This window comes from Cobetia sp. QF-1, from assembly GCF_002213105.1.
GTDB classification, from domain to species: domain Bacteria; phylum Pseudomonadota; class Gammaproteobacteria; order Pseudomonadales; family Halomonadaceae; genus Cobetia; species Cobetia crustatorum.
The window spans coordinates 91,156-105,750 of the sequence record NZ_NBVS01000010.1 but is presented as its reverse complement, the minus strand read 5'-3'; the positions used below and the strand labels follow the sequence as shown (position 1 = coordinate 105,750).

The following is a 14,595-nucleotide window of genomic DNA, read 5'->3' as shown; positions in this document are numbered from 1 at the left end:
CCCGGGAGAATGCTCATGGCACATCTGTCAATTTCCTCCGCTGCCGCCGATCAGATCCGCGTTGTACTGGCTGAGCGCGGGCATGGCCTTGGCCTGCGCGTCTCGGTCAAGCCCAGCGGCTGCTCCGGTTACAGCTACGTGCTCGACTTCGCTGACGAAGCCAGTGAGGGCGATGCCGTTTTCGTCGACCACGGTGCCACGGTCTACGTGGACAACGAAGCCCTCACCGTTCTCGATGGCTCTGAAGTGGATTACGTCAAGGACGGCCTGAATCGCTTTTTCCGCTTCAACAACCCCAACGTCAAGGACGAGTGTGGTTGTGGTGAGAGCTTCAGCGTGTAGATCTAGCCTCAGCGTGTAGATCTAGCTTCAGCGTGTAGCGTCCACTGCGGCGTCCAGATGACCAGCACTGTTGAAGCGTTTGCCATCTTCGCGTCATCAGCGACAGGCAGGATGGATGCAGCCGGTGACGCGAGCAGCTATAATGCCGCCCACTTTTGTCGCGCCTTATGCTGACAGAACCCCTATTTCGCCGTTCGGTCTTTTCCGAGCGGCTCTTCAAAGCTTGTCTCAGGAGAATTACCCATGGCTACACAGCGTACTCTGTCCATCATCAAGCCGGATGCCGTTGCCAAGAACGTGATCGGCGAAATCTACACCCGTTTCGAGAAAGCCGGCCTGCAAGTCATCGCATCCAAGATGGTTCACCTGTCCAAAGAACAGGCTGAAGGCTTCTATGCTGAGCACAGCGAACGCGGCTTCTTCGGCGAGCTGGTCGGCTTCATGACCTCTGGTCCGGTCATGATCCAGGCGCTCGAAGGCGAAGAAGCCATCGCCAAGAACCGTGACCTGATGGGCGCTACCAACCCGAAAGAAGCCGCTGCCGGCACCATCCGTGCTGACTTCGCGACGTCCATCGATGCCAACGCCGTTCACGGCTCCGACGCTCCGGCAGCTGCCGAGCGCGAAATTGCTTACTTCTTCGGCGAAAACGAAATCTGCCCGCGCGGTTGATTTCTCTTGTGCGCCTGAATGATCACATGTCGTTCAGTCGTGCATGACGCGACGGCCCTGCCTGTGCGGCGGGGCCGTTGTGGTATCGGACGTGCTGAAACGTCTTGCCTTGTGCTCGACGTTTGAGCAGGTCCGATACGCTTTGACAGGCGCTGCAGGCTTTCACCAGTGCCATGTGGCAATCGAAATGACTGCCACTATCTACTGACGGCAAACGCCACACGAGGTCTGCGACACGTCGCCACCTCCTCCTGACAGCGCCGCCCCGCATGCGCTCATTCTCTCTACCCGCGCCTGCCCACCCCTGACTCGACCGGCCCAACATCATGACTGATACCACTGCGATGACCCCTGACACTACTGCTCCCACGACCGTCAAGCTCACCAATCTGCTTGGCCTGCCGCTTCCGGCGATGGAAGCCTTCTTCGATAGCATCGGCGAGAAGAAATTCCGCGCCACCCAGGTGCTGAAATGGATTCATCAGGAAGGCGTCGATAGCTTCGACGAGATGACAAACCTGGCCAAGCCGCTGCGCGAGCGTCTCAAGGAAGTTGCCGAGATTCGTGCACCGGGCATCATCTATGAAGGTGAATCCAAGGACGGCACACGCAAATGGGTGCTGGAAGTCAGCGATGGTAGCTACGTCGAGACGGTGCTGATCCCCTCCGAGAATGGCAATCGCCGCACCCTGTGCGTGTCTTCTCAGGTGGGTTGCTCGCTGGATTGCAGTTTCTGCTCTACCGGCAAGCAGGGCTTCGAGCGCGACCTGACCGCCGCCGAAATCATCGGCCAGGTGTGGGTTGCCACGCGCGGCGCAGTAGACCGCAAGGACACGCGCAAGCGTCCGGTCACCAACGTGGTGATGATGGGTATGGGCGAGCCGTTGATGAATTACGACAACGTCGTACCAGCGATGAAGCTGATGCTGGATGATAACGCCTATGGCCTGTCCAAGCGTCGCGTCACTCTGTCCACGTCTGGCGTAGTGCCGAAACTTGACCAGCTTGGCGATGAGATGGATGTCAGCCTGGCCATCTCCCTGCATGCGGCCAATGACGAGCTGCGTAACGTGCTGGTGCCGATCAACCGCAAGTGGAATATCCGCGCCCTGCTCGACGCTTGCCATCGTTACCTGGCCAAGTGTGATGATGCGCGCATCATCACCATCGAATATACGATGATGAAAGACGTCAACGATCAGATTCATCACGCCGAAGAACTGGCGGCATTGCTCAAGGAGCTGCCGTGCAAGATCAATCTGATTCCGTTCAACCCGTTCCCGCACTCCGGTTACGAGAAGCCGTCACGCAATCAGGTCATGCGCTTCCAACAGCGCCTGTACGAACTGGGCTATACCGCACCGGTTCGCGCAACGCGCGGTGATGATATCGATGCGGCGTGTGGCCAGCTAGTTGGTCAGGTCAAGGACCGTACCCGTCGCGCCGAGCGTTACATCAACGCCATCCAGCTCGACGCCGAATAAGCGCAAGCTCGATAGCCTGCATGACCAGCAAGCCTCTATATCTAGTGCCATTGATATATGCCGTGAGCAAACGTGCGCCGTCCCTCCTGCCTTGACTTGTCAGGGGTGCGGCGCTTTGATGGGGGCGCTTTTGTTGCCTGCAGCGATCCTCGCCAGCAGGCATACCACGAGTCTTTATTTACGCGAGGATTGCATGTCGAGTCGTCTGCCACGTCATCGCTTTACTGCTCACCGAGCTACTGGCCACGCCAGAGCCCTGCTGCTGTGCCTCGGCATTGCCAGCCTGTCCCTGTCAGGCTGCGCCACGCGCGTTGAGACCAATGACCCCTACGCTGCTCCCGATTCCGGCCGGGCTTCTGCCGCCTACGTGGAACTCGGCGAAGCCTATTTGGGCCGCAATCAGTTGCAGCGCGCCGACAATGCCTTCCAGAAAGCGCTCAAGCTTGAGAAGACCAACGCCCAGGCCAAGGCCGGTCTGGCGATGATCTACCAGCAACAGGGCGAAAATGCGTTGGCAGATGATTACTTCAAGCAAGCCATTGACAGTGATCCGTCATTCACGCGTGCCCGCAACAACTATGCCGCCTTTCTCTACGCGCGCGGCGAGTATATTGAAGCCTGCCAACAATTGCAGACTGCCACTCAGGACCTGACCTACGATAATCGTGGCCAGCTTTATACCAATCTGGGACGTTGTCAGCTGCAGCTAGGCAAGATGGATGAGGCACGCTCAAGTTTCGATCGTGCTGTCAGAATCAATCCGCGCGAATCTGAAGCCTGGCTTGCACAAGCCCGCATGGCGCATGAAGAAAATGACAATGAGACGGCCCAAAAGGGGCTAAGTCGCTATTTCCGCCTGTCAGGTACCGATAGAGAAAGTCTGGAGCTGGCAGTGGAAGTGGCTGAAGCGCGTGGCGATAGTCGTCTGGCGGATCTTTACGGACGCCAGCTGGAGCAGGTCAGAACCCGCGAATCAGGTAGCACTATTATCCGTACGCCGTAGCACTCGCTCAGGTTCTCTGGTCGTCATGGACAGCCACCGTCGCTGGAAGCAGTATTAAGAAGACCGAAATGCCGGTGAAAATCTCATCGCGAGCTTGGTATAGTGCCGACGGACGGCAGCCATTCAGACAGGCTACCGAGGGATACGGCTTTTACTGCTCCGTCGAGCTGCGTCGTATCTGTATTGGAAATTCGTAACAGAAACATGTCCAGAAGCACCGGAAGAACGCCCGGATGTGCGTTCGGTAGACAGTTTTTCCCTACAAGGATGCGCCATGAGCGAACATCAACCCGCCCTTGATCAGCCCGCCAGCGATTCACTGCCTGGCAAGAGTCTCAAGGCCGAGCGCGAACATCAGGGGTTGTCACGTGATGAAGTGGCGACACAGCTCAATCTGCGCCCAAGCCTGGTCGATGACCTTGAACGTGATCACTACGATCAGATACCGATTACCGCCTATCGACGCGGCTATCTGCGTGCTTATGCGCGCTTGTTGTGCATGGACGAGAAAGCCATCGTCAGCCAATACAATACGCACTTCGGTACCACTGAAGTCGAGCGCCATGTTCCACCGATGAATCCGTCAGTTCGCCCACCGGGCAAGATGGGGAAGTACCTGTTCCGCCTCGTCAGTCTACTGGTCATCGCGGGGCTGGTCGGGCTGAGCTATGTCTGGTGGCAAAGTGGTGACTACGGCCGTACCACGCCAGCAGAACAAAACGACAGCGCTAGTGCAGATGACATCGGTGATAGCAGTGACCCCGTCGTCAATGCAGATGGCTCCATCGAGCTTTCTCTCGCACAATCTGCATCGAATGAAGTGACTTCTACAGCGCTGGATGCTGATGTTTCTCAGGCTCCTGCAACTTCCGAGGCTGGCCAGGGAACGACTCTGCAAGGGACGACTGATCCAGTAGATAATCAGGGCGAAGTATCCGTCGGTGAAGCTGCTGCAAGCGAAAGTGATGCCGCGTTGACAGAGGCAGCAGCAGTACCGGCTGCCGACCCGCGCAAGCTTGAACTGACCTTCAACACCATTTCCTGGACCGATATTCGTGATGCTGATGGCAAGAAACTACTGATAGGCAACAATCCCGCCGGTAGCAGCAAGACGCTTGAGGGCAAGCCGCCGTTCAAGCTCACCATCGGCAAGTCTGCAGGTGTCGTTCTCGAATACATGAACAAGCCGGTTGATCTGAAAAGCGTCACACGCGGCACCGTCGCCAAACTCACTCTCGGTGAATGATCCGGACTCCCATGCATAGTCACTCCCCTATCAAACGCCGCGTCTCGCGCAAGATTCATGTCGGCAATGTTGCCGTCGGCGGCGATGCACCGATTTCCGTGCAAAGCATGACCAACACCAACACCAACGATGTTGCCGCGACCGTCGCGCAGATCAAGCGCCTTGAAGATGCCGGTGCCGATATCGTGCGTGTCAGCGTGCCGGACATGGACGCTGCCGAAGCCTTTGGCCGCATCAAGAAGCTGAGCAACATCCCGCTGGTCGCGGACATTCACTTCGACTACAAGATTGCGCTACGCGTCGCCGAACTGGGTGTTGACTGCCTGCGTATCAATCCCGGCAACATTGGCCGTGAAGATCGTGTGCGCGCAGTGGTCAGCGCGGCGCGTGACAACGGCATCCCGATCCGTATCGGTGTCAATGCAGGCTCGCTGGAAAAGGACCTGCAGAAGAAATACGGCGAACCTACGCCGGCCGCACTGGTCGAATCAGCCATGCGCCACATCGACCACCTTGATCGTCTCGACTTCCAGGAATACAAGGTCAGCGTCAAGGCCAGCGACATCTTCATGGCCGTCGCGGCCTATCGTGAGCTGGCAGGACGCATCGAGCAGCCGTTACACCTGGGTATCACCGAAGCCGGTGGTTTGCGCTCGGGCACCGTAAAATCTTCCATCGGCCTTGGCATGTTGCTGATGGACGGCATTGGCGACACTATTCGTGTCTCGCTAGCTGCAGACCCGGTCGAGGAGATCAAGGTCGGCTACGATATGCTCAAGAGCCTCAAGCTACGGGCCAAGGGTATCAACTTCATCGCCTGCCCCAGCTGCTCACGTCAGAACTTTGACGTTATCAAGACCATGAATGAGCTGGAAACACGCCTTGAAGACGTGATGACACCGCTGAATGTCTCGGTGATTGGCTGTGTCGTCAATGGCCCGGGCGAAGCCAAGGAAACCGATGTCGGCCTGACCGGCGGTAGTCCCGCCAACCTGGTCTACCTGGATGGCAAGCCGGCCACCAAACTGACCAATGAGACACTGGTTGAAGATCTTGAGCGCTTGATTCGCGCCAAGGTCGCCGAAAAAGAGGCCCGCGAGGCCGACACTATCATCCGCCAAGGCTGAGCACGCCTCAGCCGGCTTGCGCATCATCATGATGCGCCTTCGTCTCCCCGCCTTCTCCCATGCCTGCATGGGGACGTTGCGGGGAGATGTGCAAGGATTCAGGAGAGAACGTTGAGCACCAAGATCCAGGCCATTCGTGGCATGAACGACCTGCTGCCGGACCAGTCACCGGTATGGCAATACTTCGAACACCAGGTGCAGGCCCTGATGGCGCAGTACGGCTATCGCGAGATCCGCACGCCCATCGTCGAGCAGACGGCGCTGTTCAAGCGCTCCATCGGCGAAGTCACCGATATCGTCGAGAAGGAGATGTATACCTTCGACGACCGCAATGGTGACAGCCTGACCCTGCGTCCTGAAGGCACGGCCAGCTGCGTGCGCATGGCGATGGAAAATGGTCTGGTTCACAACCAGATTCAACGACTGTGGTATGCAGGCCCCATGTTCCGCCATGAGCGTCCGCAAAAGGGGCGCTACCGTCAATTCCATCAGGTCGGTGTCGAAGCCTACGGCATGGAAGGCCCGGACATTGATGCCGAGATGATCCTGATCTCTGCACGTTTGTGGCGCCAACTGGGCCTGCTTGAGCATGTGACGCTCGAGCTCAACTCACTAGGTAGCCTCGAAGCACGTGCCGCCTATCGTGATCTACTGGTCGAGTACTTCGAGCAACACCTTGAAGTACTGGATGAAGACTCGAAGCGCCGTCTGCACACCAATCCACTGCGCATCCTGGACACCAAGAATCCCGAGATGGCTGCCGTCGTCGATGCTGCGCCACGTCTTGGAGATCATCTCGATGAAGCGTCTCGCGTTCACTTTGAAGGCCTCAAGGCACGTCTTGACGCTGCGGGTATCCAGTATGTAATCAATCCGCGCCTGGTACGTGGCCTCGATTACTACTCGCGCAGCGTGTTTGAGTGGACCACCACTGCCCTCGGTAGCCAAGGCACTGTCTGTGCTGGTGGGCGTTATGACAGCTTGTTCGAGCAGCTGGGCGGCAAACCTGTATCAGCAGTCGGCTTTGCCATGGGTATCGAGCGTCTGATTCTGCTGCTCGAGACTCTTGAGCTGGTGCCGCAGGAAGTTCATGAAACCGTCGATGTCTACCTGATGTCGATGGGCGAGCAGGCGGAAGCCGAATCCATGCGTCTGGCCGAAGATCTGCGCAGCGCGCTACCGAATCTGCGCCTGGTGTTGCATTGTGGTGGCGGTAGCTTCAAGAGCCAGATGAAGAAGGCCGACAAGAGTGGTGCTCGCGTGGCGCTTATTCTCGGTGAGAATGAAGTCATCGAAGGCACTGTCGGCATCAAGTTCTTGCGTGAAGAGCGCGATCAGGAAACGCTGAACCAGCGCGTCCTGGGTGAGCATCTCGGCAGCGTTTTCAGCGCCTGAGACCACCATTGAATATCAGGTGGGGACGCCAGAAGTTCCCGCCTCCCGAATGCATGTGCCGGCGTGCCGGCCTGGTCAAGGAGACCGCCCGTGGCGGAAGAGCTCAGAAGCGAAGAAGAACAGCTTGACGCTATCAAGCGCTGGTGGGGCGAGAACGGCAAATCACTGATTGCCGGTGTCGTGCTGGCCGGTGCTGGCGTCTTTGCTTTCAAGGCTTGGCAGAACTATGACGCCAGCCAGTCGGAAGCGGCCTCCCTGCGCTATCAGCAGCTGGTGAGTCTTGTCAGCCAGCCCACGCTTGATGACGCAGGCACTCAACAGGCGCGCAAGCTGATTGGCGAGCTTGAAAGCAATCATGGTGATAGCCTCTACACCCAGATGGCGCACCTGCTGGATGCCAGCATGTCGGTGAAAGCCGAGGATCTCGATACGGCCGCCAAAGCACTGCAAAGCGTGCGAGATAGCAGCGACGATAGCTATCTGCAAGGACTGGCTAGCCTGCGTCTGGCGCGCATTGAAGTCGGGCGTGGCGACAACGACAAGGCGCTGAGCCTGCTCAAGAACCCGCCCGCTCCACTGGCTGCCCAAGCCGCAGCAGTCCGCGGCGATGCACTGGTCGCTCAGGACAAGCGTGATGAAGCGATCATGGCCTATCAGGAAGCCAGTAGTCTCTCTCAGCAAAGCGGTCAGCCAATCTACGGGCTTGATCTGAAACTCGCCGATCTGGCAGCGGAGTCTTCCTCATGAGCCTGAGTTCCAATTTCCGCCTAAGCCAGCTAAGCCTAAAACAGCTGCGCATGGGTCGTCTGGCACTGCCGGCATCGCTCTTGGCTGTCAGCCTGCTGGCAGGTTGTGCCAATAGTGCACAGCCGGAATATACTCCCAAGGACCTGGTCGAATTCGATAGCAAGGTCACTCTGGATTCCGCGTGGAGCGAGTCGGTCGGCAATGGCCTTGGCCGTGCCCATTACCCACTGGCGCCGATCGTCGCCAATGACCGCCTGTTCGTGGCAGCGGAAGACGGTGAGCTTGAAGCACTGGATGCCAAGAATGGTGATGATGTCTGGCAGGTCACACTGCCTTCCGGCATTACCAGCGCCCTGAATGCCGATACGTCACGCCTTTACGTCGGCACTCGTGATGGCAAGGTCAGCGCCATCAATCAGGAAGACGGCAGCGTTGAGTGGAGTACGCGCGTCTCCAGTGAAGTACTGGCTGCACCGCAGTACAACGACGAGCTGGTCGTCGTGCAGAGCGTCGATGGCACCATCACGGCGCTCGACCGCTTCACTGGGGAAGAGCAGTGGGCTTACACCGCCACGATTCCAGCACTGACCCTACGTGGTACTGGTGCACCCCGCGTCATCAAGCCGGTCACCTTCGCGGGCTTCGCCAACGGCAAGCTGGTCACACTGGATAATCGTTCAGGCCAGGAACTTTGGGACCTGCGCGTGGCGGTACCTGCCGGGCGCACCGAAGTCGATCAACTGGTGGACCTTGATGGCCAGCCAGTACTGACTCAGGACGGTCGTCTGTTCGTCACCAGCTATAACGGTCGACTGATTGCACTCGATGCCCGTAATGGCGAGCCGCTGTGGGACAAGAAGTCCTCCAGCTATCTGACGCCCATCGTGGTGGGTGACTACCTGTTCAGCATCGACAATGCCAGTCATGTACTGGCGATGGATGCCAATACCGGTAACGTGCTGTGGAAGTCGGAAGACCTGGAAGGCCGTTGGCTGACCTCTCCGGCCTTCGTCGATGGCAAGTTGGTCGTAGGTGACTTCGACGGCTATGTGCATCTGCTTGATGCCCAGAGCGGCGAGATTGTCGGCCGTTATGATGTCGGCGGTGACGGCATCAGCATCACCCCGCTCACCGATGGCAAGCGTATCTACATCTACACCAATGACGGTGAGCTGACGGCACTGGATCTCGAGACTCCCTGAGTCATCCAGCGCCATGTGCATGAACGCTGATACGACAACGGCAGCCCAAGGGCTGTCGTTGTCGTATCAATGCTGGCATACGCCATTGGTAGCGCCCCTCAGGCAATGCTAGAATACTGCCCCCGCTGATCGAGTGCGATTGTCAGCCGAATGCTTTACGAGGCAACCGGCATGATATGGCTATCGATTCAGCCACAAGATTTTTCCGCAGGCAGTGGTAACTGTCCGCCTGCGGACCATACTGGATGAACGCGTCTACGGCTGCAGGCCAACGGCGGCGTCCAGTGCCCCATGTCCGATATCATCGCTATCGCCCTGCCTGTACAAGGTGCTTTCCGGCCATCATGGTTCGAAGCAGACCGTCCGGGGCCGGCATCGATGCTATCCCTGCGAATGCTGTGAGATTTCATGAACCCCGTGATCGCCCTGGTTGGCCGACCGAATGTCGGCAAGTCGACGCTATTCAATCGCCTGACCAAAACCCGTGATGCCCTGGTGGCCGATTTCCCCGGCCTGACCCGTGACCGCAAGTACGGTACCGGCAAGGTCGGCGGCAAGCCTTACACTGTCATCGATACCGGTGGTATCAGTGGTGATGAAGAAGGCCTCGATCTGATGATGGCTGGCCAGTCACTGGCTGCCATCGATGAAGCCGACATCGTGCTGTTCATGGTGGATGCACGCTCTGGTCTCAACATGGCCGATGAAGCCATTGCCAACCATCTACGGGTCAACCAGAAGAAAACCTGGTTGGTCGTGAACAAGACAGATGGCATGGACGAAGAAATCGGCAAGGCTGATTTCTGGGGTCTCGGCCTTGGCGACCCGCGCGCCATCGCTGCCGAACATGGCCGTAACGTCACCGTACTTCTGGAGGAGGTGCTCGCACCGTATCCGGAAGTCGAGGAAGGTGAAGACGAAGATCAGCACCCGGAGCTTGATGACCGTGGCGTACGCATCGGTATCATCGGCCGCCCGAATGTCGGCAAGTCGACGCTAGTCAACCGTCTGCTGGGTGAAGAGCGCGTTGTCGTCTTTGACCAGGCAGGCACGACGACGGATGCTGTCGAAATTCCCTTCGAGCGTCGTGGCAAGCCGTATCTACTGGTCGATACCGCGGGTATTCGTCGTCGCAAGAACGTGAGCGAGATGGTGGAAAAGTTCTCCATCATCAAGACACTGGAAGCGATCAAGAAATGTAACGTCGCCGTGATGGTGCTCGATGGCAGCCAGGGTCTGGTCGAACAAGACCTTCACCTGCTGGACTTCGTGCTGACCAGCGGTCGTGCACTGGTACTGGTCGTCAACAAATGGGATGGCCTGGAGAGCGAAGCCAAGGAGAAGATGCGTTCCGAGATCAAGCGTCGTCTGGGCTTCACCGACTATGCTGACCTGCACTTCATCTCGGCGCTTCACGGCACCGCGGTAGGCGATATTTATCCGTCCATTGATCGCGCCTTTGATAGTGCGATCGCACGCTGGTCGACCAAGCGTTTGACCACTCTGCTACAGGATGCCACCCAGGCGCACCAGCCGCCGATGATCAATGGCCGTCGCATCAAGCTGCGGATGGCTCACCAAGGCGGCGCCAACCCACCGCTGATCATCGTGCACGGCAACCAGACCAACTCGCTGCCGGAAGCCTACAAGCGCTACCTGATCAACACCTTCCGCAAGGTGCTCAAGGTCAAGGGAACGCCGATGCGCTTCGAATTCCGCTCGGGCGACAATCCGTTCGATGGTGCCAGAGGCACCGATGATCGCGAGCGCGCCAAGGAACGTTCACTGGCCCGTACCAAGGAAGCGCGCAAGGAACGCAAGCAGCGCCGCTAATGATGCGGCAATTGCCAAACGCTTCTTGAGGGCGTGATTAGACGCACAAAAAAACGCCGACTCCGCAGTTATCTGCGGAGTCGGCGTTTTTTTGTCAGCGAGAAAGCTAATCAAGAGGCTATTCAGTCTTCCAGCGTCTTCTGCCCCGCCCACATATTGGCAAATTGCCAGGCAGCACGCCCGCTACGCACGCCACGCTGAGTGGAATAGCGTAATGCTTCACCACGGGCCGCTTCATCAAAGCTCCCCTCACCCAGACGCCATTCGACCCAGTGCTGACACGTCTCGAGATAGGCGTCCTGATTGAAGGGATGAAAGGCCAGCCACAGGCCAAAGCGGTCCGACAGCGAAATCTTCTCCTCTACTGCATCGCCGTGATGTAGCTCGCCATCCACGATATGCGTGTCCAGATTGTCACTCATCTGCTCCGGTAGCAGATGACGACGATTGGAGGTCGCATAGAGCAGCACGTTCTCCGGCGGCCCTGTCAGCGTGCCATCCAGCACACTCTTGAGCGCCTTGTAGGCATCATCACTGCCCTCAAAAGACAGATCATCGCAGTAGACGATAAAGCGATGCGGCTGATGCGCCAGCTCTGCCACCAGTGACGGTAGCGCGGGGAGATCATGACGATCAATCTGAATCAACCGTAACCCCTCGTGACCGAGAGTATTGAGCAATGCACGAACCAGTGATGACTTGCCGGTACCACGCGCCCCCCATAGCAGAGCATGGTTAGCGGGCTTTCCCGCCAGAAACGCGCGCGTATTCGCCATCAATTCACGCTTCTGGCGGGCGATACCAAGCAGATCTTCAAGCGTCAGCGCATCACGTGGCGCGATGGGCGTCAGGCGCCCACCCAACGGATGCCGCGTCCACAACGCAGCGACATCGCAATTCCAATCAACGTCGATCACGGTAGGTGGTAGCAAGGGTTCCAGTCGATCAAGCAACTGATTGAGGCGATGTTCAAACTCTGGTGACATGATGACTCCCTGTCGGGTAAACGATGATTGGGCCGTAATGCAGCCGGCGAAATTACCTCTCAGTATGCCACGCCGATGGATCGGATCAGACCACCTCGCCTTGCGTGTCAAGCAATCGGTAATTCCGAAAACTGCACAAGTGAGCCTGTCCGGTTATGCTGTCTGCACTTTTCTTACACTTTCTCTTTTGCTTCATGTTCAGCCGATATCATTACCAGGAGATCACCATGCCAGGATTGCTCCCCCCTTTATCTTCCTTCCCTTTGCGTCTCTTGCTACCGCTGGCAGCCATCGCGACCGCCGTCACGCTAAGTGCCTGCGCCAGCTCACCGCTGGGCCGTAGCCAGCTGACGCTCTATTCCGATCAGGAACTGGAAAAGATGGGCGCTGCCAGCTTCAGCAAGTATCAGGAAGAACTACCGGTCGTTGAGGGTAAAGAAGACGCCTATGTCAGCTGTGTCGCCAACGCCGTGACCGCCAAGGTACCGACTAGCTATGGGATTACGCAGTGGGAAGTGAAAGTCTTCAAGGATGAGTCTGCCAATGCCTTCGCGCTTCCGGGCGGTCACATCGGCGTCAATACCGGACTGCTGGACATCGCTGAGAATCAGGATCAACTGGCAACAGTCATCGGACACGAAATTGCTCACGTACTGGCGAGGCATGCCAATGAGCGTGTCTCGACCCAATCGCTGACCTCTGCCGGGCTTTCATTGACACAGGCACTGGCAGGCCTGGAAGGGGCAGGAGGTGACCAGATAATGGGCCTTTTGGGCATGGGAGCCGAGTACGGCGTGCTCAAACCCTTCTCGCGCTCACATGAATCTGAGGCTGATCTAATAGGGCTTGATCTGATGGCCGAGGCTGGTTTTGATCCGCGTGCCAGCGTCAAGCTATGGGCCAACATGAATGCTTCTGGCGGTGGCCAGCCACCAGTATGGATGTCAACGCACCCTAGTGACGAACAACGCATGGCGGCGCTCAATGAGCGACTGGAGACAGCTCTGCCACTCTATGAACAGGCACGTGCCTCTGGAGAGAAGCCCAACTGTAATCGCTTGCGCTAGCTCTCCACTCATTATGCAAAAAGGCGACTCCGAGCGCCTTTTTACAAAATGAAGAATGTAAATACTCGTCGCCAAATGTGTCTATATCGTCACTGACACATAGTGGATTGCTAGTCTGTTAGCACGCCCTAACGCTTTGTAGCCCTCACCTCTCTCGGGCATCGGCATCGCGTTCACTTGTAAAGGAGCTGCAGCATGACTCGACTCGCACTCATCATTGACGACGACCCGGACTTCCGTGAACTACTCTCGGGATTGCTTTCCGCTCATGGTTACAGTTGTACCGAGAGTGAAGGGCTGCAGGATATTGCCTGCAACCCTAGCCGTCTGGAGGCCGATCTCATCCTGGTCGATTATGAACTTGGCGACTTTACTGGCGATGATGTACTCAATTATCTACGAGAACGTAGTGTGGAAGCCGGTATTATTCTGATGAGTGCCTGCCATTCCAGTGAGATGGAAACGATGGTTGATCGAGGGCGGCGAGGCGGCTTGAACATGCTAGGACAGCTTGGCAAGCCCTTCGACCTCAAGCACCTGTCCTCCATGCTCAATGATCTCAAGCTGCATCACAATCCGCTGACCGTCTGCGAATTGGATGACGCGCTCTCCCAGCAGCAACTTCACTTGGTCTATCAACCAAAAATAGATCTTGGCAGCGGAAAACTGACGGGGGCCGAAGCGCTCGTACGCTGGCAGCACCCACTACGTGGCATGGTCATGCCCAACCAGTTCATTACCCTGGCAGAACGCAGTAGTCGTATCGACCAACTGACGTGGCAGGTACTGGATCAAGGTTTCCGTCAGCAGATGCTGTGGTACAAGCAGGGCCTGAATCTAAATCTTGCACTCAACCTATCCCCTGAGTTGTTGCGCACACGCGATATGCTGAAAAAGCTTGATACACTCGCCATCGAACATGGTATCGACCCACATTGCATCACGCTAGAACTGACAGAAAGTTGCGGCATCGACTGTCTCACCTACGCACGTCATCTGCTTAATGCCATACGAGAGCGTGGTTATCGTTTGGCACTCGACGATTTTGGTACTGGATTTTCATCAATGATGCAGCTTTATAACCTGCCCTTTGACGAGATTAAAATCGATCAATGCTTTGTTGGCCGCAGTGACAGCCATCCTGAAGCCAGAGCCATCACACGTACTATTGTCGAGTTAGGCCAGCGCCTTAATCTCGCCGTCGTTGGCGAAGGGATCGAGACACCAGAGCAGCGCGACTATTTACGTGATACTCAATGCAATATCGGACAGGGTTATTTGTTTGCACGGCCACTTGAAATCGAGGCCTTTAATGCCTGGCGCCATCAGCCACCAATAGCCGTGAGTGAGCTAGCGATACCGAAAAGGAAAACACTGCACGCTAGCCTCTAGATGACATATAAAAATAACCCGGCCAAAGCCGGGTTATTTTTATAAACTTTCTCTCTCCAAACATATTCCACTTCATATTTTCATCATTAACATTTATAT

The 14,595-nt window shown here is 57.0% G+C and carries 13 protein-coding genes; 12 read left to right on the top strand and 1 reads right to left on the bottom strand.

The genetic code is table 11. From position 1 onward, the window contains the following. Positions 1 to 15: 15 nt before the first annotated feature. The 10 genes from CFN46_RS15415 to der all read left to right on the top strand — a co-directional run bounded on the left by CFN46_RS15415 (position 16) and on the right by der (position 11,051). Complete coding sequence (locus CFN46_RS15415; protein ID WP_024952378.1) at positions 16 to 342, top strand: iron-sulfur cluster assembly accessory protein; 327 nt, start codon at positions 16 to 18, stop codon at positions 340 to 342. 243 nt (positions 343 to 585) lie between these two features. Continuing rightward, entirely contained in the window at positions 586 to 1,014 is a 429-nt protein-coding gene (gene ndk, locus CFN46_RS15410) for a nucleoside-diphosphate kinase (RefSeq protein WP_024952379.1), read from the top strand. A gap of 326 nt (positions 1,015 to 1,340) precedes the next feature. Next, positions 1,341 to 2,498, top strand: coding sequence for a 23S rRNA (adenine(2503)-C(2))-methyltransferase RlmN (gene rlmN / locus CFN46_RS15405; RefSeq protein WP_024952380.1), 1,158 nt, complete (start codon positions 1,341 to 1,343; stop codon positions 2,496 to 2,498). Between the two features lie 193 nt (positions 2,499 to 2,691). Further along, positions 2,692 to 3,501, top strand: coding sequence for a type IV pilus biogenesis/stability protein PilW (gene pilW / locus CFN46_RS15400; protein WP_024952381.1), 810 nt, complete (start codon positions 2,692 to 2,694; stop codon positions 3,499 to 3,501). 274 nt (positions 3,502 to 3,775) lie between these two features. Beyond that, complete coding sequence (locus CFN46_RS15395) at positions 3,776 to 4,747, top strand: RodZ domain-containing protein (RefSeq protein ID WP_024952382.1); 972 nt, start codon at positions 3,776 to 3,778, stop codon at positions 4,745 to 4,747. 11 nt (positions 4,748 to 4,758) lie between these two features. Then, entirely contained in the window at positions 4,759 to 5,874 is a 1,116-nt protein-coding gene (gene ispG / locus CFN46_RS15390; protein WP_024952383.1) for a flavodoxin-dependent (E)-4-hydroxy-3-methylbut-2-enyl-diphosphate synthase, read from the top strand. Positions 5,875 to 5,985: 111 nt separating this feature from the next. Continuing rightward, positions 5,986 to 7,269 carry a histidine--tRNA ligase gene (hisS, locus tag CFN46_RS15385; protein ID WP_088744047.1) on the top strand — a complete coding sequence of 428 codons (1,284 nt, stop codon included), beginning with the start codon at positions 5,986 to 5,988 and terminating at the stop codon, positions 7,267 to 7,269. 90 nt (positions 7,270 to 7,359) lie between these two features. Then, positions 7,360 to 8,016: a tetratricopeptide repeat protein gene (locus tag CFN46_RS15380; protein WP_088744045.1), complete on the top strand. Its 657-nt coding sequence runs from the start codon at positions 7,360 to 7,362 to the stop codon at positions 8,014 to 8,016. After that, complete coding sequence (gene bamB, locus CFN46_RS15375) at positions 8,013 to 9,218, top strand: outer membrane protein assembly factor BamB (protein WP_088744043.1); 1,206 nt, start codon at positions 8,013 to 8,015, stop codon at positions 9,216 to 9,218. The genes CFN46_RS15380 and bamB overlap by 4 nt, the downstream gene beginning before the upstream one ends. Positions 9,219 to 9,626: 408 nt before the next feature. After that, complete coding sequence (gene der, locus CFN46_RS15370; RefSeq protein ID WP_024952386.1) at positions 9,627 to 11,051, top strand: ribosome biogenesis GTPase Der; 1,425 nt, start codon at positions 9,627 to 9,629, stop codon at positions 11,049 to 11,051. A gap of 122 nt (positions 11,052 to 11,173) precedes the next feature. Here the strand turns inward: der and CFN46_RS15365 are convergent, their stop codons facing one another. Then, positions 11,174 to 12,037 (bottom strand): ATP-binding protein, encoded by an 864-nt coding sequence (locus CFN46_RS15365; protein WP_024953398.1) that lies wholly within the window; start codon positions 12,035 to 12,037, stop codon positions 11,174 to 11,176. Between the two features lie 263 nt (positions 12,038 to 12,300). On the opposite strand from CFN46_RS15365, the gene CFN46_RS15360 reads away from it, so the two are divergent. Together CFN46_RS15360 and CFN46_RS15355 are read left to right on the top strand one after the other, a co-directional pair. Then, positions 12,301 to 13,104, top strand: coding sequence for a M48 family metallopeptidase (locus tag CFN46_RS15360; RefSeq protein WP_088744076.1), 804 nt, complete (start codon positions 12,301 to 12,303; stop codon positions 13,102 to 13,104). A 195-nt stretch (positions 13,105 to 13,299) separates the two neighbouring features. After that, positions 13,300 to 14,496 (top strand): EAL domain-containing response regulator, encoded by a 1,197-nt coding sequence (locus tag CFN46_RS15355; protein ID WP_024953400.1) that lies wholly within the window; start codon positions 13,300 to 13,302, stop codon positions 14,494 to 14,496. The last annotated feature ends 99 nt before the right edge of the window (positions 14,497 to 14,595 follow it).

Bases quoted from the DNA above. Each gene is read 5' to 3' on its own strand.
- CFN46_RS15415 (WP_024952378.1), top strand. From the start codon at position 16: ATGGCACATCTGTCAATTTCCTCCGCTGCCGCCGATCAGATCCGCGTT.
- ndk (WP_024952379.1), top strand. From the start codon at position 586: ATGGCTACACAGCGTACTCTGTCCATCATCAAGCCGGATGCCGTTGCC.
- rlmN (WP_024952380.1), top strand. From the start codon at position 1,341: ATGACTGATACCACTGCGATGACCCCTGACACTACTGCTCCCACGACC.
- pilW (WP_024952381.1), top strand. From the start codon at position 2,692: ATGTCGAGTCGTCTGCCACGTCATCGCTTTACTGCTCACCGAGCTACT.
- CFN46_RS15395 (WP_024952382.1), top strand. From the start codon at position 3,776: ATGAGCGAACATCAACCCGCCCTTGATCAGCCCGCCAGCGATTCACTG.
- ispG (WP_024952383.1), top strand. From the start codon at position 4,759: ATGCATAGTCACTCCCCTATCAAACGCCGCGTCTCGCGCAAGATTCAT.
- bamB (WP_088744043.1), top strand. From the start codon at position 8,013: ATGAGCCTGAGTTCCAATTTCCGCCTAAGCCAGCTAAGCCTAAAACAG.
- der (WP_024952386.1), top strand. From the start codon at position 9,627: ATGAACCCCGTGATCGCCCTGGTTGGCCGACCGAATGTCGGCAAGTCG.
- CFN46_RS15365 (WP_024953398.1), bottom strand. From the start codon at position 12,037: ATGTCACCAGAGTTTGAACATCGCCTCAATCAGTTGCTTGATCGACTG.
- CFN46_RS15355 (WP_024953400.1), top strand. From the start codon at position 13,300: ATGACTCGACTCGCACTCATCATTGACGACGACCCGGACTTCCGTGAA.